25 protein-coding genes and 1 pseudogene are annotated in these 21,677 nt (G+C 63.1%); 12 read left to right on the forward strand and 14 right to left on the reverse strand.

Going from position 1 to position 21,677, the window contains the following annotated elements; genetic code table 11:
• Nucleotides 1–9: 9 nt before the first annotated feature.
• The 4 genes and pseudogenes from TX72_RS11080 to TX72_RS11095 form a co-directional block, all read right to left on the reverse strand.
• Nucleotides 10–1,185, reverse strand: coding sequence for a GNAT family N-acetyltransferase (locus tag TX72_RS11080; protein ID WP_011129054.1), 1,176 nt, complete (start codon nt 1,183–1,185; stop codon nt 10–12).
• 56 nt (nt 1,186–1,241) lie between these two features.
• Nucleotides 1,242–1,583: pseudogene (locus tag TX72_RS11085) on the reverse strand (hypothetical protein); the annotation flags it as partial.
• A gap of 125 nt (nt 1,584–1,708) precedes the next feature.
• Nucleotides 1,709–2,380 (reverse strand): RibD family protein, encoded by a 672-nt coding sequence (locus tag TX72_RS11090; RefSeq protein ID WP_011129056.1) that lies wholly within the window; start codon nt 2,378–2,380, stop codon nt 1,709–1,711.
• A gap of 8 nt (nt 2,381–2,388) precedes the next feature.
• Nucleotides 2,389–3,309, reverse strand: a complete 921-nt coding sequence (locus tag TX72_RS11095) for a 6-carboxytetrahydropterin synthase (RefSeq protein WP_011129057.1) — start codon at nt 3,307–3,309, stop codon at nt 2,389–2,391.
• A gap of 51 nt (nt 3,310–3,360) precedes the next feature.
• Here TX72_RS11095 and TX72_RS11100 point away from each other — a divergent pair, with 51 nt between their 5' ends.
• Nucleotides 3,361–3,936 (forward strand): shikimate kinase, encoded by a 576-nt coding sequence (locus TX72_RS11100; protein ID WP_011129058.1) that lies wholly within the window; start codon nt 3,361–3,363, stop codon nt 3,934–3,936.
• A gap of 2 nt (nt 3,937–3,938) precedes the next feature.
• Here the strand turns inward: TX72_RS11100 and TX72_RS11105 are convergent, their stop codons facing one another.
• Nucleotides 3,939–4,202 (reverse strand): CRR7 family NDH-1 assembly protein, encoded by a 264-nt coding sequence (locus TX72_RS11105; RefSeq protein ID WP_011129059.1) that lies wholly within the window; start codon nt 4,200–4,202, stop codon nt 3,939–3,941.
• Between TX72_RS11105 and TX72_RS11110 the strand changes: the two genes are divergently transcribed.
• A complete protein-coding gene (locus TX72_RS11110) occupies nt 4,201–4,878 on the forward strand; it encodes a DUF6816 family protein (protein WP_011129060.1) in 678 nt (225 codons plus the stop codon). The two genes, TX72_RS11105 and TX72_RS11110, sit on opposite strands and share 2 nt — an antisense overlap.
• On the opposite strand, the gene TX72_RS11115 is transcribed toward TX72_RS11110, so the two are convergent.
• Nucleotides 4,844–5,569, reverse strand: a complete 726-nt coding sequence (locus TX72_RS11115; RefSeq protein ID WP_011129061.1) for a glutathione S-transferase family protein — start codon at nt 5,567–5,569, stop codon at nt 4,844–4,846. The genes TX72_RS11110 and TX72_RS11115 overlap by 35 nt on opposite strands.
• 58 nt (nt 5,570–5,627) lie before the next feature.
• Between TX72_RS11115 and TX72_RS11120 the strand changes: the two genes are divergently transcribed.
• From TX72_RS11120 to TX72_RS11140, 5 genes are read left to right on the forward strand one after another with little or no spacing between them, the layout of a single operon-like run.
• Complete coding sequence (locus TX72_RS11120) at nt 5,628–5,834, forward strand: DUF751 family protein (protein ID WP_011129062.1); 207 nt, start codon at nt 5,628–5,630, stop codon at nt 5,832–5,834.
• Nucleotides 5,834–6,238, forward strand: a complete 405-nt coding sequence (gene rbfA / locus TX72_RS11125) for a 30S ribosome-binding factor RbfA (protein ID WP_011129063.1) — start codon at nt 5,834–5,836, stop codon at nt 6,236–6,238. Before TX72_RS11120 ends, rbfA begins: the two co-directional genes overlap by 1 nt.
• Nucleotides 6,219–7,820, forward strand: coding sequence for a glycoside hydrolase family 3 N-terminal domain-containing protein (locus tag TX72_RS11130; protein WP_011129064.1), 1,602 nt, complete (start codon nt 6,219–6,221; stop codon nt 7,818–7,820). The genes rbfA and TX72_RS11130 overlap by 20 nt, the downstream gene beginning before the upstream one ends.
• A 35-nt stretch (nt 7,821–7,855) precedes the next feature.
• The gene (locus tag TX72_RS11135; RefSeq protein WP_011129065.1) at nt 7,856–9,058 is read left to right on the forward strand and encodes a glycosyltransferase; all 1,203 of its coding nucleotides are present in this window, start codon (nt 7,856–7,858) and stop codon (nt 9,056–9,058) included.
• On the forward strand, nt 9,055–9,843 hold the full coding sequence (locus tag TX72_RS11140; protein ID WP_011129066.1) for a uroporphyrinogen-III synthase: 789 nt from the start codon (nt 9,055–9,057) through the stop codon (nt 9,841–9,843). The genes TX72_RS11135 and TX72_RS11140 overlap by 4 nt, the downstream gene beginning before the upstream one ends.
• A 4-nt stretch (nt 9,844–9,847) precedes the next feature.
• Here TX72_RS11140 and TX72_RS11145 read toward each other — a convergent pair whose 3' ends face one another.
• From TX72_RS11145 to zds, 3 genes are read right to left on the reverse strand one after another with little or no spacing between them, the layout of a single operon-like run.
• Entirely contained in the window at nt 9,848–10,399 is a 552-nt protein-coding gene (locus TX72_RS11145) for a pilus assembly protein PilP (RefSeq protein WP_148228820.1), read from the reverse strand.
• Nucleotides 10,362–10,799 carry an SRPBCC family protein gene (locus TX72_RS11150; protein ID WP_011129068.1) on the reverse strand — a complete coding sequence of 146 codons (438 nt, stop codon included), beginning with the start codon at nt 10,797–10,799 and terminating at the stop codon, nt 10,362–10,364. Before TX72_RS11150 ends, TX72_RS11145 begins: the two co-directional genes overlap by 38 nt.
• A complete protein-coding gene (gene zds / locus TX72_RS11155) occupies nt 10,799–12,265 on the reverse strand; it encodes a 9,9'-di-cis-zeta-carotene desaturase (RefSeq protein ID WP_011129069.1) in 1,467 nt (488 codons plus the stop codon). Before zds ends, TX72_RS11150 begins: the two co-directional genes overlap by 1 nt.
• Before the next feature lie 72 nt (nt 12,266–12,337).
• Between zds and TX72_RS11160 the strand changes: the two genes are divergently transcribed.
• The 4 genes from TX72_RS11160 to TX72_RS11175 are packed head-to-tail and all read left to right on the forward strand — an operon-like array spanning nt 12,338 to nt 14,666.
• Nucleotides 12,338–12,730, forward strand: coding sequence for a HesB/IscA family protein (locus tag TX72_RS11160; protein WP_011129070.1), 393 nt, complete (start codon nt 12,338–12,340; stop codon nt 12,728–12,730).
• A 49-nt stretch (nt 12,731–12,779) separates the two neighbouring features.
• On the forward strand, nt 12,780–13,199 hold the full coding sequence (locus TX72_RS11165; RefSeq protein WP_011129071.1) for a tetratricopeptide repeat protein: 420 nt from the start codon (nt 12,780–12,782) through the stop codon (nt 13,197–13,199).
• A 28-nt stretch (nt 13,200–13,227) separates the two neighbouring features.
• On the forward strand, nt 13,228–14,397 hold the full coding sequence (locus TX72_RS11170; RefSeq protein ID WP_011129072.1) for a lipid-A-disaccharide synthase-related protein: 1,170 nt from the start codon (nt 13,228–13,230) through the stop codon (nt 14,395–14,397).
• On the forward strand, nt 14,394–14,666 hold the full coding sequence (locus TX72_RS11175; protein ID WP_011129073.1) for a DUF8620 family protein: 273 nt from the start codon (nt 14,394–14,396) through the stop codon (nt 14,664–14,666). The genes TX72_RS11170 and TX72_RS11175 overlap by 4 nt, the downstream gene beginning before the upstream one ends.
• On the opposite strand, the gene TX72_RS11180 is transcribed toward TX72_RS11175, so the two are convergent.
• Nucleotides 14,614–15,543 carry a TIGR01777 family oxidoreductase gene (locus TX72_RS11180; protein ID WP_011129074.1) on the reverse strand — a complete coding sequence of 310 codons (930 nt, stop codon included), beginning with the start codon at nt 15,541–15,543 and terminating at the stop codon, nt 14,614–14,616. The two genes, TX72_RS11175 and TX72_RS11180, sit on opposite strands and share 53 nt — an antisense overlap.
• Nucleotides 15,544–15,656: 113 nt before the next feature.
• Here TX72_RS11180 and ndhO point away from each other — a divergent pair, with 113 nt between their 5' ends.
• Nucleotides 15,657–15,911, forward strand: coding sequence for an NAD(P)H-quinone oxidoreductase subunit O (gene ndhO / locus TX72_RS11185; RefSeq protein ID WP_011129075.1), 255 nt, complete (start codon nt 15,657–15,659; stop codon nt 15,909–15,911).
• Here ndhO and TX72_RS11190 read toward each other — a convergent pair.
• The 4 genes from TX72_RS11190 to TX72_RS11205 are packed head-to-tail and all read right to left on the reverse strand — an operon-like array spanning nt 15,890 to nt 21,595.
• The gene (locus TX72_RS11190) at nt 15,890–17,935 is read right to left on the reverse strand and encodes a phospholipid carrier-dependent glycosyltransferase (RefSeq protein WP_011129076.1); all 2,046 of its coding nucleotides are present in this window, start codon (nt 17,933–17,935) and stop codon (nt 15,890–15,892) included. The two genes, ndhO and TX72_RS11190, sit on opposite strands and share 22 nt — an antisense overlap.
• Nucleotides 17,932–18,606 (reverse strand): J domain-containing protein, encoded by a 675-nt coding sequence (locus TX72_RS11195; RefSeq protein ID WP_011129077.1) that lies wholly within the window; start codon nt 18,604–18,606, stop codon nt 17,932–17,934. Before TX72_RS11195 ends, TX72_RS11190 begins: the two co-directional genes overlap by 4 nt.
• 24 nt (nt 18,607–18,630) lie before the next feature.
• Entirely contained in the window at nt 18,631–19,599 is a 969-nt protein-coding gene (gene cysK / locus TX72_RS11200) for a cysteine synthase A (RefSeq protein WP_011129078.1), read from the reverse strand.
• Between the two features lie 10 nt (nt 19,600–19,609).
• On the reverse strand, nt 19,610–21,595 hold the full coding sequence (locus tag TX72_RS11205; RefSeq protein ID WP_011129079.1) for an iron uptake porin: 1,986 nt from the start codon (nt 21,593–21,595) through the stop codon (nt 19,610–19,612).
• Nucleotides 21,596–21,677 lie beyond the last annotated feature (82 nt).

A 21,677-nucleotide genomic window follows, 5' to 3' on the forward strand; every position in this document is an offset into this window, starting at 1 on the left:
CTATTCAACTTACAAACTCAGTGATGGAGCGTCTGCCTTGAAGGGCAGCTCCGCATTGATCGCTTCGATCTCCTCCAGCATCAAGCCATTCACCTTGGGCAGCCAAGCCCGGATCAAACCATCCATCTGCGGTTGATACCAACGGTGCAGGCTGGCGTGGGGGCGGGCCACAAACCCCCGCCGCCGCTTATGGCTGCCGCCGGCCCCGGGATCAAAGCTGTCGATCCCCTGGCTGATCGCCCATTCAATCGGGGCGTAGTAACAAACCTCGAAGTGGAGACAGTCGATCTCCTCCTCGCTGCCCCAGTAACGGCCCCAGAGGTGGTGGTCGTCGCGCACGCACATCGACATGGCGACGGGCTCGCGCGGATCACCGCGATGGGCCGAGAACAACACCACCTGCTCCCGGTGCAACCCCGCCAGCGCCTCGAAAAAACCCTGCTCCAGGTACTTGCTGCCCCACGGCCCCCAGCGTGCACAGTGCTGCTCATAAAAGCCATGCATGATCTGGAACAGCTCCAGATCCAACTGCTCTCCCGTGAGGGGCGTCACCGTTAGCCCAGCTTTGGCCACCGCCTTGCGCTCCCGTTTGATGTTGCGGCGTTGGTTGGCGTTGAAGCCATTGAGGTAGTCGTCGAAGCTTTGATCGTCGCCTCGGCTCCAGAGGCTCTGCTGATTCAGCCAGGTGGCACAGCCGGCCGCTTCCGCCAGGGGGCGCCACTGGGGATCCACGTAGAGAAAATTGCAGCTGAGGATGCTGTTGTGCTCGCAGAAGGCATCAATCGCCCGCAGCAGCACCGCTGTGAGCTCCGCTTCATCTTCACCAGGGAGCACATGGAAGCGGTAGCCCAGCACCGGGCTCACCGGGCTCATCCCCAGCAACTTCGGGTAATAACGCAGCCCCAGATCCCCCGCCAAACGGGCAAAGGTCTGGTCGAACACGAATTCGCCGTAGCTGTGGCCCTTGAGGTACAGAGGCGCAACCGCAATGGGGACATCCCCACGCCACAGGGCCAGATGCAATGGTTGCCAGCCCTGCTCCGGAATAATGCTGCCGGAACTCTCCAGGGCCTCCAGCCAGCTCCAGCGATAAAAGGGAATGGCATGATCACTAACCAGAGCCTGCCAGTGCTGCTCGGGGATCTCCTGAATCGAACGATGCCAGCGGGCCGTAAGTGACGACATCGGTGGTCTGCCGCAGGCAATACGTCAGACCTTAACCAGAGCCGTGTTTCCAGTGATCAGGCCAGAGGATCAGCGACCATGGTGATGATCGCCTGATCGAAGTCGATCTGGAGATCAGCAGCGGTAACACCCTTCACAACAGCTTTCACATCGTCGTTCTTGACGATCCAGGCGTTCTTACCGCGCTGCTCGATGCGGGTGGATGCACATCCGCAAAACGTGATCGAGTCGCCAGCTTCAAAATCCATGATTTTCATGAATCCCTTCCCTCCATCGAGGGTCTTGAAGGTGTCGTTGTCTTCGCCACCCCAAACACGGTATTTGCCCTCACCTGTGGCAATCACATCGTCGCCTGCCAATCCATAAACCTGGTTTTTGAGGCGAGTTCCCGTGAGCTCATCTGGACCGTTCGTTGGTTCCGCGAAGCTTTTTACGTTTTTTTGCCATCGAAAAGATTTTTTACCTCAGATTAGGGATGAAATCCTGCGTCGCACTCCCTCAGATAAGGGATTCTGAGCACAAATCACTCCGCGCTCTCCCGCAGCCTTCGGTAGCGCAGCAACCACTCTCCGCTGCCCAGGGGTTCTGCCCCCACAGCACGCCAGGCCTCCGCTTGTGAAAGAGCGTATGGCAGCCCTGGAGATGTTGTTGGCAACCAGGTATTGCCCCCGCCCAACACCCGTGGAACAACAGTGAGCTGCAGCTCATCAACACAGTCACCCGCCAGCAGATCAGCCGCCAGATGAGCCCCACCAAGCAGCACAAGCCGCTGAATTCCTGCGGATCCCAGACCCACCAGCTGCTCGGTCCAGGACTCGGCTAGAGGAAACCATCGCTCAAATCCCCACTCCATCGGTGCCGGCGCCAGCAGCCATCGCTGCAACGGCTGCTGAAAAAACCGCCAGGACGATGAAACGTTGCCAGAGCGGCTGGCCACAACTGCAGCAGGCTGAGCAGGACGGCCAGCGGCTAAGCGTTGGTCGACAAGGGTCTGGTTGCGGATCAGGCAGGTGCATTGATGGGCCCGCAGAGTGCCCGCACCGATCAGACAGGCATCAGCCCAGGCCAAGGCCTGCTCCAAGGCGATTCGATCACCATCTCCACCAAGCTGTGCGGCACCGCCCTCTGCCGGTGCAAGCCGGCCATCAAGGCTGATGGCCAGCACCAACCGAACCGTGGGGCGCTCACCCTGCAAAGCGGTGGTCAGACCGCGGCGACTGATTCCAAAGCAGCCGGCATGCGATCCAACTGAGGGGTCTCGGCATAGACCTCAGCGGCGTTGTTGGGGCTTTCCTGCAAGCGGATCTTGTGTAGATGGGCTCCAATCGCCTTCACCGGTGTGCTCAGCCGATCTGCGATGTGGAGGGCGATGTTCTCGGCCGTCGGTACACATTCGGCAAAAAAGGCAACGTCCTTGTTGAGGAAGGTGTGATCGAAGGGCTCCACCACCAGATCGTCCACCAGACGCTGCAAGGCGGAAAGATCGCAAACCATGCCCGTGCGGGGATCGATTGCACCACGCACGGTCACATCCACGAGGTAGTTGTGACCATGTCCATGGGGCCTGGCGCACTTGCCGTAGATGGCTTCGTTCTCCTCCTGACTCAGTTCTGGGCGGGCCAGTCGGTGAGCAGCGGCGAAATGGGTGCGGATGGTGAGGAAGGCGTCCATGGGATGTCCGAGGTAGTCGGCCCAAAGGCCCGGTTGTTCGTAGAGGCGCAATGCCGTGATCGGCAGATGCGGGCTGAGGCGCTGCCAGATCACCCGCACCAGGGCTTCGGTGGTGGGCAGACAGCCAGAGGGGCCAGACACATCGAATTCCGGCCAGGCCTCGTTGAGGAAGCGGAAGTCCAGCTGACCCGTTACTTCCTGGCGGATGGCGTGCTTCACCTCTGAAAGGTTGAGCACCATCCCATCGGCATCGAGGCCGCCGGCCATGGACACGATCAGCTCGTAGTTGTGGCCATGGCCAGGGGCGATGGCACAGGGCCCGAAGCGAGCCGCGTTGTCGTCAGCGGACAGCTCAGGCAGCCAATAACGATGACTGGCACTGAAACAGGCCCGCCGTGTGATCACACAGCCGCGACCCTGGCCGTGGCGTGGTGGTGACTTCATTTCAGTCATGTGACGTTTCGGCCGCGAGGCATCCTAATGAGCTAACGGCGATCTCGAGCCATGTCGGACGCAACTCTCTCCTTGAAGCAGCGCCTGGGCGGCCGCAGCCTGTACCTGGTGGGAATGATGGGCAGCGGTAAAACCAGCACCGGTCGCCCCCTGGCGGAACAACTGGGTTACGGCTTTGTGGATGCCGATGCCGTGATCGAGCAGGCCGCAGGCTGCAGCATTCCTGAGATTTTTGAGCGGGACGGTGAAGCAGGATTCCGGGCCCTGGAAAGCCAGGTGCTCAACGCCATCGGCCAACGTCACTCCCTAGTGGTGGCCACCGGCGGCGGTGTGGTGACGCAACAGGAGAACTGGGGGCTACTGCACAGCGGCATCGTGGTCTGGCTGGATGTGGTGCCAGAGCAGCTCATGCAACGCCTCAGAGCGGACAGCACGGTGCGGCCACTGCTCCAAACCGAAGATCCAGACGCTGCGCTCAACGCGCTGCTCAACCAACGCAGGCCCCTTTATGCCGAGGCCGATCTCACGGTGGTGATTAATCAAGAAACACCCCTCGCCGTCGCCGACGGGATCCTGCAACTTCTGCCAAGCCTGCTGAAGGATCCAACCCAGCGCCGAACCGACTGAGTTCAAGCCGTTGGCGGCTCCAACCGCACCGCAAACCACTGCAAAGTGATCCCAGGGCTGATCTCCAGATCACAGGCGGTATCGATCAACCGCTGAGCAGCTGCATCAAGATCGGGTTGACCCGCCAGATCGGCCGGCAACTGATCCAGGCTCCGCAACCAACCGCTCAGCCATGTCAACGTGTCGGCTGCGCTGAGCAGCTGTTCCGGCTTGCCGGGCTCCAGCACCACGTAGTCATCAAGGGCACGGATCAGGGGATCAGACATGGAACGGCGCGTGTGGATGCTGCTGATCGGCCTCACCATCCTGCTCAGTGGCGGCCCCGCCTGGGCAGAAAGCAGCCTGGAACAGCGGTTGAACAGCTGGCCCGACTGGAGCCTGCCGGCACCATTGCCGCGGCCCTCGAATCGGGACGATCTGATCTATCCCGACTGGTTTGAAGGGCTCTGGCAGGTGGAGAGCATCGATCTTGATGCCCCAGGCGATTCACCGCTGCTGCACCAGGCACGGTTCGAAACGGATCGCCGCGGCCGGCTCGTTGGCGATCGCAGCTTCAATGCCACCGCCATCGGCCGCGCCCTGCTCGGCGACCAATTGCTGCGGGTGGAGGACGACCCCGATTCCGCCAACCGTCAGATCGCCCGACTCAAAGGAGATCTTTACCTCGAAACCACGGTGACGGGCCGCCGCCAGGACTCCCCGACGACTGACACCTTCCTGTCCGATGAACTGGTGCTGCAGATCCTGCACACCCCCGGAGCACCCCGACTCAGCCGGATCGAAACCCTCAGCCGCTACAGCCGCTGCGATGACGACATCTGCGCCGAGCAATGGCAGGGGCGCTACGCCTCCCCCGGCGAAAGCCTGCGGGATCAGGCCATCGCCCATCACCACTACCGCCTGCGTTTCACACTTCTTCCAGGGTCCGCTCCATCAATTTGAGTTCGATCTGATCACGCCACTGGAACAGCGGCTGCAGCTTGGGGTGATCGCTCAGGCCCGGAACCCCCTTGCCAGCAAGAGCCGCACCGGCGGATGAGGGGAAGCGCAGCAACGACAGCTGAGCAGCCACAGCGATATCTGCCAGGGTCATGCTTTCGCCCACCAGCCAGGGGGACACCTCAACCGAGGCCGCCAACTGGTCCAGGCTCGCCAGCAGATCAGCACGCTCCCCTTGGTTCACCAGTTCGGTGACGTTGTTCACCCAGCCGCCGGGGATGGCTCCCATCACCGACCGCACGGGGTCGGGCAGGTCATCGGGAAGCAGCGCCACCCGCAGCTCTGGATCCAGCGCCGCCGCCTGCACCAGGGCCGTGCGACCGGCCATGGCCAGGGTGGTGTCAGCCCAGTCTTCGATCAGATGCATCTGAGCCGCCTGACGCGGATCGGCAGGAATCAGCGCCGGATCGGCTTCGCGCTGTTCCAGATGACGGGCAACTGCAGAAGAATCGGCAATCACCTGGTCGCCATCAACGAGCACCGGCACCTGCCGTTGTCCCGAAAGGCGGAACACCGCCACCTGACCGATGCCCGGCGTCACCTCCACGGTGCGGAAGCTGAGCCCTTTGGCCTGCAGCACCATCCGCACCTTTAGGCAGAAGGCGGAGTGGCTGAATTGATGGAGCTCCAGCATGGCCAATGGATCCATGGGCCCGGCAGAGTAGCCAGCAGATTGCACCAGTCGCCAGCACATGCGGGAGTTCTTCCTCAACGTCACCCGCTACCCCCGCTATCTGGTGGCGTTCACCCTGGGCGTGATGAATTCCGTAGCGGAGCCCCTGGCCCGGCGGCGCAGCAATCCCGTCACCGCCGTGGCCTTGATCGGTGCCCTGATCAGCGGTTTCATCAGCCTGAGCCTGGTGCTGCGTGCCATGGTGACCTCAGCACCGATGGCGTGATGGCACAGGGGCGTCGAGTCGAGCGGGTGGCGGCCCTGATCCGCAAGGAAACCAGTGAACTGCTGATCAATGGCATCCGCGATGAACGGGTGCATCAGGGGATGGTCAGCATCACCAACGTGGAGGTCTCCGGAGATCTGCAGCACTGCAAGATCTTCGTGAGCATCTTTGGCGATGAGGCCAGCCAACTACAGGTGATGGAAGGGTTGCAGGCCGCCAGCGGCTACCTGAAGGGAGAACTCGGCCGGCGGCTGCAGATGCGTCGCGCACCGGATGTGGTGTTCCAGCTGGACCGCGGCATCGAGAGGGGCACCTCGGTGCTGGGTCTGCTCAACAAACTCGAGGACGAGCGCAAGGAGCGAGGGGAGATTCCGGCGGGAAGCGATGAGCTGCCAGCCGAGTGATCCTCTGCAGCGGCAGGTGGCAGAGCTGCTGGTGGTGCGCGCCAGTGGCCACCTCGATGATCAACATCGTCGTTATCCCCAGTGGGAGCTCAGCAATGGCGATCTGCAACGGCTGCTGAACGCCGGAGTTGGCGGGGTGATCCTGTTGGGGGGCAGCGCTGTGGAACTGCAGCAGCGCACCCGGAAACTCCAAAGCTGGAGTGATCAGCAGCTGCTGCTTTGCGCTGATGTGGAGGAAGGCGTCGGTCAGCGATTTGATGGCGCCAGCTGGCTGGTGCCACCCCTGGCCCTAGGGCGATTGCACCAGATCGACCCAGAACAAGCCATCACCCTGGCGGAACGCTACGGCTACTGCACCGCAGACCAGGCCAGGCGCTGCGGCTTGAACTGGGTGCTCGGCCCGGTCTGCGACGTCAACAACAACCCGGCCAACCCGGTGATCAACGTGCGGGCCTGGGGTGAGGAGCCCACCACCGCCGGCGCCTTGGCCGCTGCCTTCCAACGGGGCCTGGCCCGTGGCGGCGTGTTGGGCTGCGCCAAGCACTTCCCTGGCCATGGCGACACCGCCAGCGATTCCCACCTAAACCTGCCCGTGCTGCCCCACTCCCGTGAACGGTTGGAGCAGGTGGAATTCCCGCCCTTCCGCGCAGCCATCGCCGCCGGCGTCGACAGCGTGATGACCGCTCACCTGCTGCTGCCGCAGCTTGATCCCCAGCAGCCCGCTACTTTGTCAAGCGTCGTGTTGAGCGATCTGCTTCGGGGAGCGTTGGGCTTCAACGGCCTGGTGGTGACGGACGCCCTGGTGATGGAAGCCATCACAGCCCGCCATGGCCCTGCGGATGCTGCCGTGCTGGCCTTTGAGGCCGGCGCTGATCTGATCCTGATGCCCGCCGATGCCGATGCCGCCATCTCCGGCATCAGTCAGGCCATCGCCCAGGGACGCATTCCCATCCAACGGCTGCATGCCGCCCTCAGGCGGCGGCGCGAGGCGCTGGCCCGGGTGCAGCCGTCATCGCCTGGGCTTCCCTTACCCACCCCAGCGGAACGGGAGCTGGAACAGCGCTTGGTGACCGCCAGCCTGGAACAGTCATTCACCGCTCCCATTCCTCCAGGCGAAGGCATCAACCTGATCCGAATCGATGCCGCCTGGCCCTGCCCAGCTTTGAACGGTGCAGCCCCAGCGCTGCATTTGCCGCAACAGCATGGATTTCGCAGCGTTGTGATTCACGGCCAGGGGGTCTCCCCCTGGCAGGACGACCCAGAGGCCCCCTTGGCGCTGGAGCGATTGGGCGATGGCCCGGTGTTGCTGCAGCTGTTTCTGCGGGGGAATCCCTTCCGCGGTGAACGCGACCGGCAGGAACCCTGGCGCGCTGCAGTGCAACAGCTGCAGCGGCTGGATCGGCTGGCCGGCCTGATCGTGTACGGCAGTCCTTATCTCTGGAGTGAGTTGCGCTCTGTGTTGGCCCCCTCGATCGCGGCAGCCTTCAGCCCAGGGCAGATGCCAGAGGCCCAGCGCCAGCTGCTCAGCAGCCTGCTGCAACACCCGTCAGACAGCCTCCAGAGCCGCGACTTCACCGACTGAGCGGCCTAACCTCCCGCCAATCCGAGCCGCCGGCGATGCTCAGTTTCTCGATGATTGTGCGCAACGAGGAGGCGCGGCTGGCGGGCTGCCTGGCCTCCGTGAGGGATCTTGCCGACGAGATGGTGGTGGTGGACACCGGATCCACCGACGCGACGATCGCTGTGGCTGAAGCGGCCGGCGCTCGGGTGGAACAGGTGGAGTGGCCAGGTGATTTCGCTCCCGCCCGCAACACCGCCCTCACCTTCCTCAACGGCGACTGGGTCCTGGTGCTGGATGCCGATGAACAGCTGCGACCGGAGGTCATCCCCAGCCTCAAGGCCCTGATGGCACAACCCGATGTGCTGGTGATCAACCTGCTGCGTTACGAGGTGGGAGCCGCCATGGCGCCCTACTCCAGCGTCAGCCGTCTGTTCCGCCGCCATCCCGCCATCCGCTGGAGCCGGCCATATCACTCGATGATCGACGACAGCGTTGGGGAGCTGCTGGCCAGCGAACCCCAATGGCGCATCGCTGACTGCAGCGAACCAGCCATCCTTCACGACGGCTACCGGCCGGAACTTCTCGCCGGTACCGATAAAGCCGAGCGTTTGCGCCAGGCCATGCAGAGCGAATTGGACCGCCATCCCGGGGACCCCTACGCCAGCGCCAAGCTCGGCGGCCTGATGATCAGTGAAGGGCAGCACGACCAGGCGATCCCACTCCTGCGCCGCGGCCTGGATCAAGCCACAGGCGACAGCACGGAACGCTACGAGTTGCTGCTGCACCTCGGTTTGGCCCTCAGCCCCAGCGATCCAATCGGTGCCGTGGCCTGTTACCGGCAGGCTCTGGAGATTCCCCTCGATGCCCGGATCAGCCTCGGGGCACGCCTCAACCTGGCGGCCCGGTTGATGGAACAAGGGGAACTCGATGAAGCCATTGCCCTGACCCAGACCGCCACCCAACGGGCCCCGGAAGTGGCGTTGGGTTGGTACAACCTGGGTTTGATGCTGCGCCGCCGCGGCGACATCGCGGCGGCCCTTGAGGCCTACAGCCGCGCTGTGGAGCTCGACCCCAACAACGCCGCCTGCCATCAGAACCGTGCTGTTGCCCTGCTGCTGGGGGGCGACATCGAAGGCTCCCGAGCGGCCTTCCGCACCGCCATCACCCTGCTGGAGACCCAGGGGCGACCAGTCGACGCCCAGGCCTTGCGCACCAAGGCCCAGGGCATCGTCAAGCTGGACCTGGAGCCCATCGCTTGAGCCAGCCTCTGCAGAACTGCACGGTGGTGGTGACCCGCGCCGCCGACCAACTGGGGGAAGCCAGGCGACTGTTGGAAACCCAAGGCGCACAGGTGCTCGACCTCCCCGCCTTGGTGATCGGCCCTCCCGACGACTGGGGACCGCTGGATGATGCCCTCTCAGAGCTGGAGGACTTCCACTGGCTGGTGGTGTCGAGCGCCAATGGCGTGCAGGCGGTGGAGCAGCGGTTGCAACGCCTCGGCCGCAGCCTGCTGCGGCGTCCCGCCAACCTGCGCATCGCCGCTGTGGGTCGCAAAACCGCCAGAGCCCTGGAAGACCTTGGCGCCACAGCCGATTTCGTGCCGCCAAGCTTCGTCGCCGACAGCCTGATCGACCACTTTCCCGTCTCCGGCTATGGCCTGAGGATGCTTCTGCCACGGGTGCAGAGCGGCGGCAGAACCGTGCTGGCGGAAGCCTTCGGGGAAGCTGGGGTGAGGGTGGTGGAGGTGGCGGCCTACGAGTCCCGCTGTCCCGACGCCATGCCCGAGCGCACCGCCGAAGCCCTTGAGGCTGGAACGGTGGACGCCATTTTGTTCAGCAGCGGTAAGACGGCCGCCCACACGGCACAACTGCTGCTGCAGCGCTTCGGTCCTGGCTGGGAGCAACGGCTGGAGACTCTGAAATTGGTGTCCATCGGCCCCCAAACCAGCCGCAGCTGCCGCGAATGGTTCGGCCGCATCGATGCGGAAGCTGACCCCCATGACCTGGAGGGCCTGGTGAGCGCTTGTCGCTCGCTACTGCGCTGACAGATCAGCTGAGGCAGATCTCCTCCCGCGGCTCTCTGTCCTGCGCCAACTGCAGGCAACCGCGTTGCACATCGATGCCCAGCACCGACCAGGTCTCCGGCAACACCGGCAGATCATCGGCCGTACAGCGCCCATCCGCGCCGATGCACAGCACAGCACTTCCGGAGGGAGACTGAACCAGAGCACGGCGCTGCTGACCCACCAGCATCACGCCGGTCAACGTCAGACCGGAGGAGGGGTCGATGGCTCCATCGGCATCAGGTGCAGTGCCATCTCCGGGTAGCCCTGGCAACGGTTGAAACGGATCCGGGCGGCCAGCCGGTGACGCCTCACGGACCTGCTGAACAGACGGCAGAGGGATGAGGCCCAGATCCGGAGCTGCGGTTATGAGCGGAACCTCTGGCTCCACCTCTGGGGCCGGCACGTTGGGCGGCGTGATCGTTGCCGCCGGAGGGTTGTCGCCGCTGCAGGCAGCAAGGGCCAGCAATCCCACCAGCAGGCACGTGTTCAGGGCTTGTTTAGCCCCCCTTCTCCACCAGATCCCGGAAACGGTCAAGGTTGGCCTGCAGTTCCTTCGTGACAATCCCCCCCAGGATGCTGGGCTCCATCAACGGTGCCAAAACCCTGGGCAATTCATAGCTGACGCTGAGCTTCACCAACGTGCGCTCAGCCGACTCGGGATAAAAGCGCACAGCACCTTTTGTCGGAAGCCCACCGACGGACTCCCAGTGCAGTTGCTGGGCCTCCACCCGTTGGGTGATCCGCGCTTTCCAGTGGAACCGAAAACCCTGGGCCGCCAGGGTCCAGTCGGTGAGATCCGGATCATCCAGGGTTTTCACCGATTCGATCCAGCGCATCCACTTGGGCATGGCCTCAAGATCGCTCCACACCGCCCAGACGTCCTCGGCCGGTGCCTGAACCTCAGTGGTGACGGAGTGGTCTAGCCAGCGTCCCATCAAGCCACTGCAGCATTCGTGGCGAGCCTAACGGGCTGATCCAGGATGGCGGCCGCCGCCAAATGACCACTCATCGTGGCGCCTTCCATCGAATCGATGTAGTCCTGACGGGTGTAACTGCCGGCCAGGAAGAAGTTCTGGATCGGGGTGCGTTGATCCGGCCTGTAGGGCTCCATGCCGGGAGCCTCGCGGTACAGCGATTGAGCCAGCTTCACCACATTGCTCCAGGTGAGCTTGAGATCCCGGGCTGACGGGAACAAGGCACGCACCTGGCGATCGGTGTGGGCCACGATCTCGTCAACGGATTTGGGAATCCAGGGATCACCGGGCGTCAGCACGCACTGCAGCAAGGAACCTTCTCCCTCCTTGCGGTAGTCCTCCGGGCTTGCCAAGGCCAGATCCGCAAAACAGCTGAAATCGGCATCGGCGGTGTAAAGCAGGTTGTTCAGCCCCGTAGGCGTCGCCACATCCCGGCGCTGCGCGTCCTGGGACTCACCCAGCTCCGTCACCCAGCCGTCGTAACGCAGCTGCACAGTCGCCACAGGAACCGCCTCCAGTTGGTGGATGGCATCGAACTGGGGGAAACGGCGCCAGTCCTCCGGCAACAACTTCTGAATCCCGGGCACATCACAGGCGGCGAGATAGGCATCCGCTTCAACGCGGATGTCCCCCTCCGGCGTGCCCAGATGCAGGCCCGTCACTTCGGGGGACTCGCCATCGCTGAATTCCACCTGCTTCACCCGGTGGCGCAGGTGCAATCTGCCGCCGCGCTGCTGGATGTACTCCAGGATCGGGCCAGTGAGCCAGCGATGCGGTGATCCCTTCAACAGATTGAGTTTCGAGGCCTCGGTCTTGGCCGCAAACATCATGAAAATGGTGAGCATGCAGCGGGCCGAAATGGCCTCGCAATCAATGAATCCCAGCGCATAGGCGATGGGATTCCACATGCGGCGGATGCTTTCCGGGCTGCCGCCATGGCCCACAAACCAATCCTGGAAACTGACGGAGTCCAGGGCGCGGATGGTGCGCATCGCCCCTTCGTAATCCACCAGACCCCGCACGATCGGACTGGTGCCCAGGGCCAGGGCATTGCGCAACTTATCGATCCAGCTCAGCTGCGGCGTGGTGAAGAACGCCTTGAGGCCATTGAACGGGGCTCCGATCGGGAAGCGGAAATCCAGTTCCCGCAGATCACCGCCCTCATTCACAAACAGATGGGTGTGCTGCTTGGGCAACAGATTCTCAAACGCACCCACTTTCCGCATCAGCGCGAAGAGATTGGCGTAGTTGAAGAAAAACACGTGCAACCCCATTTCGATGTGGTTGCCGCCGTCATCCACCCAGCTGCCCACCTTGCCGCCCATGAACGGACGGGCCTCGTAGAGGTTCACCTCATGGCCAGCATCCACCAGGTCCACCGCAGCGGAGAGGCCCGCGAGACCGGAACCGACAATCGCGACCCGCACCTTCTGGTGTGCAACTGATGGCGACTCTATGTATCAGGCTCCATAAAGTGAGGGAACGAGCCTGCGTCACCGATGACCTCAACCACCAGCCCAGCGCCGGCCCACACCGCCAAGGACGGCAAGGGCATCCTGATCACGGAGCCTGCGATGCAGCAGCTGGCGAAGCTCTGCAGTGAACAGGGTGATCAGCAGGTGTTGCGGGTGGGTGTGCGCTCCGGTGGCTGCAGCGGCATGAGCTACACCATGGATTTCGTGCCCGCCTCTGACACCCTCGAGGACGATGAGACCTACGACTACGTGGCCGCCAACGGCCAGGGCTTCCGCGTGATCTGCGACCCCAAGAGCCTGCTTTACATCTACGGCATGCAACTGGACTTCAGCACCGCCCTGATCGGTGGTGGGTTCAACTTCACCAACCCGAACGCCAGCCAGACCTGCGGTTGCGGCAGCTCCTTCACAGTCTGACCCCAAAGCGCCGCGTGGGAATCTGAAGAGGTGTTCAGCACGCCTCGCCATGGAGTCCAGCCAGGAGAACCTGTTCGACCAGGCCATGGCCCGCTACCAGGCCGGAGCCAGCGCCGCCGAGATCCTGCCCGACTTCCTCAAGATCACTGAAATCGCTCCTCGCCAGGCGGCGGGCTGGACCTGCCTGGCCTGGTTGCAGCTGCTCTGCGACCAACCCGAAGAAGCCCTGCGGTCAGCCCGGTTCGCGGTGAAGCTCAGTCCCCAGGATCCCCAGGCCCGTATCAACCTCAGCCTGGCACTGCTGGAGACGGATTCCAAGGGTGTGCGCGATCAGATCCAGATGGTGCAGCAGGTGCTGACCATGGCCCCCCAGATTTCCGATGACCTCAAAGGGGCTCTCGAGGACGGCCTGGTGCGGCGCCCGGGCTGGAAAGCGCTCGAAAAAGTGAAGTCCTGGCTGAACCTCTGAATCCATCACACAGCAGCACATCCGATCCATGGGACAGATCCTGCTGCTCAGCAATGGTCACGGTGAGGACGTCTCCGGTGCCCTAATCGGCCAGGCCCTGCGATCCATGGGGCACAGCGTGCAGGCCTTGCCACTGGCGGGGCTGGGCAGTCCCTACCAACAGGCCGGGATACCCCTGCTGGGACGCAGCCATGAATTCAGCACCGGAGGCATCGGCTACACCAGCCTGCGCGGCCGGCTGACGGAACTGGTTCAAGGGCAGATCCTTTACTTGTTGCGGCGCCTGCTGCGTCTGCTGCGCCACGGTCATCGCTTTGATCTGATTGTGGTGGTGGGGGATGTGATCCCGGTGATCGCCGCCTGGCTAACCCGCCGGCCGGTGGCCACCTATCTCGTGGCTTACTCAAGCCACTACGAGGGACGGCTGCGCTTGCCCTGGCCCTGCGGCGAACTGCTCGCCACCCGTCGTTTCAAAGCGGTGTTCAGCCGGGATCAGCTCACGGCGGACGACCTCACAGACCAGCTGCAACGCCCGGTGCAGTTCATTGGCAACCCTTTCATGGACCCGGTGCTGACGCCGGATGATGCGTTGCCAACCGCCCGTCGCCGCATCGGACTGCTGCCCGGCAGTCGCCGGCCGGAACTGGAGGAGAACCTACTGCTGCTGTTGCAACTGATCGAGCAGCTCCCCCGCGATGCGGATCTGAGCCTGGATCTGGCCCTGGTCTCCAGCCTTGAGGATGCGGCACTGCAGACCCTGGCCGGCCGCGTTGGCTGGCATCTGGAGCGAGGGGTCCTCAGCCGAGAGGGAACGCTGCCGCTGAAAGTGCAGCGAGGGGCTTTTCAAGCCGTGCTTCAGCACAGCGATCTGATCATCGGCATGGCTGGCACAGCGATCGAACAGGCCGTGGGTCTCGCCAAACCAGCCCTGCAACTCCCGGGCAAGGGCCCCCAGTTCACCGCCCGATTCGCGGAAGCCCAGCGCCGCTTGCTGGGGCCGACCGTCTTCTGTGCCCCCGGCAAGGCCGCTTCCCGCGACAATATCGAAGCCACGGCCGCTCTGGCGCTGGACTTGCTGGAACGCTCCCGCAATGATCACGAGCTGCAGGAGCAGTGCCGACGGGAGGCCAGCCGTCGCCTCGGAACGTCGGGAGGTGGCACAAGAATGGCCGCAGCCATCAGCGACCTCCTGCCATGAGCGCGTTCTCGGAACCGACCTGGAAACGCTGGTTAGATCGGCTGCTGATGCTCAACGTGCTCGTGGTGATCCTCGGGGCCGGCTTCTTCGGGGTGGCCGTCGCGGCCCAGACCCAGGGGCGCAGCGCACTGATGGATCTGTTTCAAGCCCTCTGGCAGCCGCTGTTCACCCCAGCCATCAGCCTGCTGATCATGGCGGCCCTGCTCAGCGGAATTCTCAGCTGGTGGCAGCGGCGAGTGCTGAAGACAGATCGGGATAGCGGAAGCTGAACCCAAGGCTGTCCAGCCGCTCCGATTGCACCTGCTGACCCTCCAGCACCACCTTGGCGCCATCCCCCAACAGCACCTGCAGCACCGGACCGGGCACAGGCAACAGGCTGGGACGCCCCAGGCTGCGGCCCAGCTCCCGCGCGAACTCATTCATCGACACCGGCTGAGGGGCGACACCATTCACCACACCGGTCCAAGTCGGATCCTCCAGACCGCGCTGAATCAGGGCGCAGAGATCACTGCGATGGATCCAGCTCATCCACTGCTGCCCCGAACCGATGGGTCCGCCAAAGCCGGCGCGGAACACCGGCAGCATCTTGCCCAGCGCACCACCACCGGCGGCAATCACGATGCCGATCCGCACGGTCACCAGGCGGGTGCCGGTTGGAACCGCTGCTGCCGCGGATTCCCAGCGTTCACACAACGAGGCCAGGAAATCGGAACCGGCGGCACTGGACTCCTGGAAACAGGCCTCGCGACTGGTGCCGTAAAACCCGATGGCGGAGGCATTCACCAGCACCTGAGGTGGCGTCTTCAGATCCGCCATCGCCTCCACCAACAGGCGCGTGGTCTCCAGTCGACTGTTCTCGAGAATCTTCAGGTGGGCAGCGGTCCAGCGCTGCTCGGCGATCGGCTCACCGGCAAGGTTCACCACACCATCCGCATCACTGAGGGCGCCTTGAAGGGAAGAGTCCTGCCAGCTGGCGGCCTGTGCCGGGTCAAGCTGCAGCCAGGTCAAGCGACCATCGCTCCGTTCAGCGTCGTAACCCCTGGGCAGGCGACGGCTGACCAGGGTGAGCTGATGGCCGGACTGGATCAACTGGGGAACCAGCTCCTTGCCCACAAATCCAGTGCATCCCAGCAGCAGCAGTCGCATGGGTCCTCGAAATCCGCGTCGGGGAGGCTAAGGCGAATCTCCAGCCACTGAAGAGACCAGCCTGGATCGATCGTCGATGGCATTTAGCCTTTTGGAAAGTTCTGCTAGCCCAGATGGCCGAAACCGACAGCAAGGCCCCCGCCAAGGCCAAACCGGCGGCCCTGCGCAAGGGCGCCCTGGTGAAAGTGAACCGTTCGGCTTACAACGACAGTCTTGAGGCGGCCGCCAGCGACCCCACTGCACCGGATTACATCTTCGAGGGTCCTGGGGAGCTGCTGCTGGTGAAAGGTGACTACGGCCAGGTGCGTTGGAACCGGCCCGTACCGGATGTCTGGCTGCGGATGGATCAGTTGGAATCCTGCGGCTGACTCAAGGCGCCCTCCACCATCTCCACCGCCTTGGGCACGCTGCTGATGGCTGAGGGCAAACGCCAGACGGCACCCCCGAGAACACCACTCAGATCGGCCAGCGCCATCAGAACGGGATTGTTCTGCTCGAACATGGCCTGATCTGCCACGGCCGATGCCGACCAGGGCATCCAGCCTGCGAGGAGCACCACGCTGCGATACGCCGCAGGCCAGGGACTCTGTGGCTGCAGCCTCTGCAACACAGCGAATTGTTCAGCAGCGGCAGCCGGGCGGTTGGCCAGCACCGCCAGCAGCGCCAGGCTCCAGCGAGCCTGCGCATGGTCAGGGTCTGCGGCGAGATGCTGCCGCGCCTGACGGTCCACCTGCTGGCGGTAGCTGAAATGGCCATCCAGCATGTGCTCCACCGCCACAGCGGAAAACACCGGATCCAGGCCGGCGGGCCCCGCCGCCAAGCCCTGCGCCAGGGCGGGAAACGCGTCGGCGAAACCCACCGATACCGGTCGGTCCGAGCGGCGCCGCCAGAGGGAATAGCTGCCATCCTTCGGACGCGGGAAGCGCTGCACTTCCTCAAACACCCCGCTGCTGCGAACGGCACGGTCGAGCTTGCGCGCTGCCTTGCGAACTGATCCCTGATCCCCCTCGGCCAGCACCACCCACTCCGCCCGGGCCAACACAGGGGTCCGATCCCGGCGGCTGCCCCCCAGCTGACGACCGACCAACCGACCGCCACCCCGACGGCCGTAATAGCTGACGTTGTGCTGGTTGAGATCCGGTGTGCTGGGCACCACGATCAGAGTGCGGGGCTCCACCGCGGGATCGGCACCACCGGCAGCCTGCACCAGGGCCTGCAGCGGCCCCCGCGGCCGATCCTGCAAGCGCTCCAGTTGCAGGGTCCAACCCGCTGGAACACAGGCCAGAAGCCCCAACCCCAGGATTGGGGTGGTCCAGCGAGAACGCCACTGCTGCAACCAGAGGCCCCACTGCCACCAACCGCGGCTGAGCAGCAGCAACAACGCCGGCAGCAGAGGGGCGATGTAGCGGTCGCCTTTATTCGGACTCAGGCTGGTGAGCAGCCAGGCCGCCAGCAGGTTGATCACCAGCCAGCGCCAGCACCAGCCGTCATCACCAGCCGTCCTGGACCGCTGAGCGCACCAGAGAATCAGACCGGAGACTCCCACCACCAGCAACACAACCCCCAGCTGCTCCGGCAACAGCCGCGGATACCACAACCAACTTTCCAAGCTCAGCAGGCCGGGATCTCCTTCACGGGCGGCGGACTCGAACACCGCGCGGTTCGTGCCCCCCAGGCTTGTGATCCAGTTGTGCCTGAGCCAAGGCAGAATTAGGCCTGACGCGAGCAACGGCAGCACCAGAGCTTGTCTCAACCAGGCTCCCCGGCGACGCAGGGCAATCCAGGCAGCCCAGCCCCCCGCCGGTGCCAGCGCCAGCAGGGCGCTCTGCTTCACCAGCACTGCTGCCAGCGCAACGACGGTTGCCCAAACAACCTGTCCCCAACGTCCACCGGTCCTGGGGTCACACCAGACGGACATCCTCCACAGAGCCAGGGTGACCACCGCCGCCAGCGGCATTTCCAGCACGTAGTCCGTCCGCAGATCCAACAGCGCCGGAGCCAGGGCCGTCAACAGACAAGCGAGCAGCGCCAGGCCTTCACCACGAAGCCGTAGCCCCCAACCGGCCACGGCCAGCAACAGCAACCCATGCCAGAGGCTGAGGCTCCAGGCGGCATTCGCCGGAGCATCACCGCTGATGGCCATCACGGTGCCATTCACCAGAGAGGCGAGCGGTGGAATCTTGGGGGAGAGATCCAGCAGCGCTAACCAACCGTTCCAATCGCCACCGGGCAGCAATCCCAGGGCCCGGCCATGGTCGAGGGCACTGTTGAGGTAGTCCGCCTGATCCCAGGCGGGAACTCCGGACTGCTGCGTCCACCACAGACGATCCACCGCCGTGGCCAGCAGCCAGATCACGACCACCCAAAACCAAAACCGCCAGCGCCGGTTCACGCGATCTCCAGGCGACGGCGCTCATCCTGCAAGCGCTTGCGCCGCTGCTTGGCTTCCAGCAACATCTCCCGACCGTCGTGGAGGTAATTGTCCACATAGCCCATGGTGTAGCGCTCCAGCTCCGCCAGGGCGTCCTCCACCTCCGAGAAGCAGTGATACACGCTCAACCCGAACCCGCGGGCCGCTGCAGGGGTGGGCAGACTCTGGAATAGGTCCTTCACCCGCTCCAGACGACGGCCGCTGCTCTCCAGATAGCTGCAGAAATCCTCCATCAGTGCGTCGTCGTAGGGGTCTGCAGAGAGGGCTTTGAGCTCTTTGGGGAAGGGATTGATCACCTCACCGAGAAGCCGATCGATGGGGCCATACACCTGTCGCAACCAGCGCACGAGGGCGTCATCGGCCTCCACGGCGCGGTCATGCTCCGTTGCCGCCCGGCGTCGATCCCGGGCTGCTGTTCCACCGTCTGATGAGGCGGGAATCCTGGTTCGATCGTGGGCTCGGCGCCGCTCGGGATCACCGAGCACCTCCCAGGCGGCATTGAGGGCGAGCATGCGCTGGTCATCGCCACCGGCATCGGGGTGGTGTTGCTTCACCAGGCGTCGATAGGCGGCCTTGATCTCAGCAGCGCTGGCGCTGCTGCTCACCCCAAGCTCGGCGTAGGGATCGGCCATCGGTTCCCGTCTCTGCCTCCATCGTCACAGCATCGGGTCCTGACGTGCCGGCGAAGACGCAACGCCACTGAACATCGGTGTGGACAGATACCGCTCGCCGTAACTGGCCAGCATCACCAGCACGCGCCGCCCCTGCCACTCGGAGCGTTGACCAAGCCGCAGAGCCGCAGCCACCGCAGCACCGCTGCTGACGCCGCAAAGCAGACCCTCCTGCCGCGCCAGACGACGGCCCACATCCATCGCCTCCTCATCCGAAACGGTCATCACCTCATCGATCAGATCACGCTCAAGCACAGCGGGAACGAACCCCGCACCGATGCCCTGAATGCGATGCGCACCCGGCGGCCTGCCCGACAGCACAGCACTACCCGCCGGCTCCACCGCCACCACCTGCAGTTGAGGATTGCGCTGCTTCAGCAAACGAGCACAGCCGGTGATGGTGCCGCCGGTGCCGACGCCAGCCACCAGGGCGTCCAGGTGGCCGTCGCAGTCGTGCCAGATCTCTTCAGCGGTGGTGCGTTCATGCACCGCAGGATTGGCGGGGTTGTCGAACTGCTGCAGCAGATAAGCCTCCGGGATTTCCTCAACCAATTCATTGGCGAGAGCAATCGCTCCGGCCATGCCCTGAGCACCGTCGGTGAGCTGCAGCTCAGCTCCGTAGGCACGCAGCATCGAACGGCGTTCCGTGCTCATCGTGTCCGGCATGGTGAGGATGAGCCGGTAGCCCCGGGCAGCCGCGACCATTGCCAGCGCAATGCCGGTGTTGCCGCTGGTGGGCTCCACCAGCACCGTTCGCCCCGGTTGAATCGTTCCCTCCTGCTCCGCCGCCAGCACCATGGCGCTGGCGATTCGATCCTTCACCGACGCCGAAGGGTTGAAGCTTTCCAACTTGGCGATCACATCTGCCCCGCAGCCGGACTGCAACGGCAGGCGGTTGAGACGAACCAGGGGTGTGCCTCCGATCAGGCTGGTGATATCGGAGGCAATGGCCATGGCTGCTGAATCAGAACCGGAAGACCGACTGAATCAAACCACCAAAGATGCCGAAGGTCGATGCACCGTTCTGATCCTGATCACCGCTGAGGTTGGCGGTGTAGTGACCCAGAGGACGTGACATCCAGAACACCGATGGCGTGATCTGAATGTTGTCGGTGACCTGGAAGGAGGCGTAGAGCTCCACGAGGTAATTGGCATCATTTGGGGAATAGCCACCGGCCAGCTCAGTCGCGAAGTTGGGCATACCGAAGCCGACACCAAGGTCGTTGCCGACATCGAACACGTCATCCCATTTGACGCCGACAAACCAGGACTGGCTGGCCACAGGGGAGTACTTGAAGAATCCCGAACCCGTGATCGCACTGCGGGCATAGCCGACAGAGACGGAGGGAATCCATCCGGTTTCCTGGGGGACCCAATACCCGTTCAGAGCGAAGTTGTGGCTGTTGCGCTCACTGCGTTCAGCGATGTAATCGCCTTGATAAAGATCTTCTTCCGTCCAGTTCCAAACATCACGCCAGCATTCGTTGTTGAATGAATCATCCATCATGAAATTGGTTCCACGGCGCTGGCCAGTGCCGCACTGGCCGTAGCGATACGCGAAGGCGACACCATATTCCTCGCCGCCCCAACCGGCCTGGACGAGGAAATTGCCGCGGGAATTGTTGGTGAACATGCCGCCAAGCACCGGATCACCATCACCACCGTCCTCTGCCAAGTAGTTCATCGAGACCGAGAACGCCGGATCTCCCTTGTTTTCAGTCTTCTCCTTATAAATCACACCGAACATCGCACCTGTGGCCTTGTTGTAGACATTCGGCACGCCAGCCAGTCCGGTCCAATCAAGGATGCGAGCTCCGCCACGGTTGTAGGCCGACGGCCACATCCCCAGGCTCTCAGTGTTTCTCGCCATTGGACCAACAATGAAGATCAGCGAGTGATCGATCAGTTCATCATTCTTCAGGGGGAAGCGGTAATACAAACGCCCTAAACCGAGAATATCTTCAGTACAAGGGGCGGTGCTTAGTTTTGTCAGAGACACACCGTCGCCAGCAAAGGCATTGTCGCAGAAGTTGCCTGCCGTGAAACTTGCGTAGAGGAGATCCTTTCCGGTGAATGAGGTCTTCAGGTTCAGCTTTTGCTCGTAGTTAAAGGTAAAGGCCCCGTATTGACTGTTGTAGGCGCGGGTACCACCTCCTGTGGCATCCTTTTTCCAGGATTTGTGATCTCGGAATTTACGAGAACGAATGTCTTTGTAGTGCTTCTCGAGCTTAGTTCCCTTGATGATCTCAGTACCGCGTTTGCCGTCTTTTTCCTTCAGCGAACCATCGCGGTTGTGAACGGCTCGCCAGGCTTCACGGGTCCTCTGCCAGGAGCGACTGTTCTGCGTAGAGCCCAGGGGTGACTCACGACCGTCAATTTCAACAATCTGGTGTTTCCTATCGTAATTCCAGTAATACTTGGATCCATCGTTCGTGCCATAGGCCTTGGTGGAACCCATGGTGAAGGTGGTCTTGCCCTTCAACTTTGTCGTGGTTGAAAACTGACTGGCTTCGAGGGATCCAACGCGGTCCTCCAGCAGCATGATGCTGCCCGCCACGAAGTTGAGTTCAGATTCAAATTCCTTCAGCAGCTGCTCCACCTCTTCGGTCATCTCTGTGACACGATCGAGACAGGAGGCCAACAACGCCGCCGCTTCATAACGCGTGATTGGGATGTAGCCGCGGAAGCTGCCGTTCGGATAACCAGCCACACAGCCATAGGTTTTCACTAACCTCACCAGGGCCTGATAAGCCCAATCCGTTGGGTATACATCATTGAACTGATTAACACTGGTGACCTGCTGCAGCAGTTGCTTGGCCTGTTCAAGATCGAGGGTTGCAGAGTAATCCGCAACCGAGTCAATGTTGAGGTCCGCAGCTTGTGCCGAAAGGGGAGCAATCAAAAAAGTCAGCGCTGCTGGAGCGACCAAAAGGTGCTGGAGCAGTTTCATACCAATCCCCTCAACTTCCTGCAGGAAGCGTTTCAACAACAACCCGAAGGTACCGGACTCAGAGAACGGCGCTAGCTCGTTA

It is taken from the genome of Parasynechococcus marenigrum WH 8102 (assembly GCF_000195975.1).
Lineage (GTDB): Bacteria > Cyanobacteriota > Cyanobacteriia > PCC-6307 > Cyanobiaceae > Parasynechococcus > Parasynechococcus marisnigri.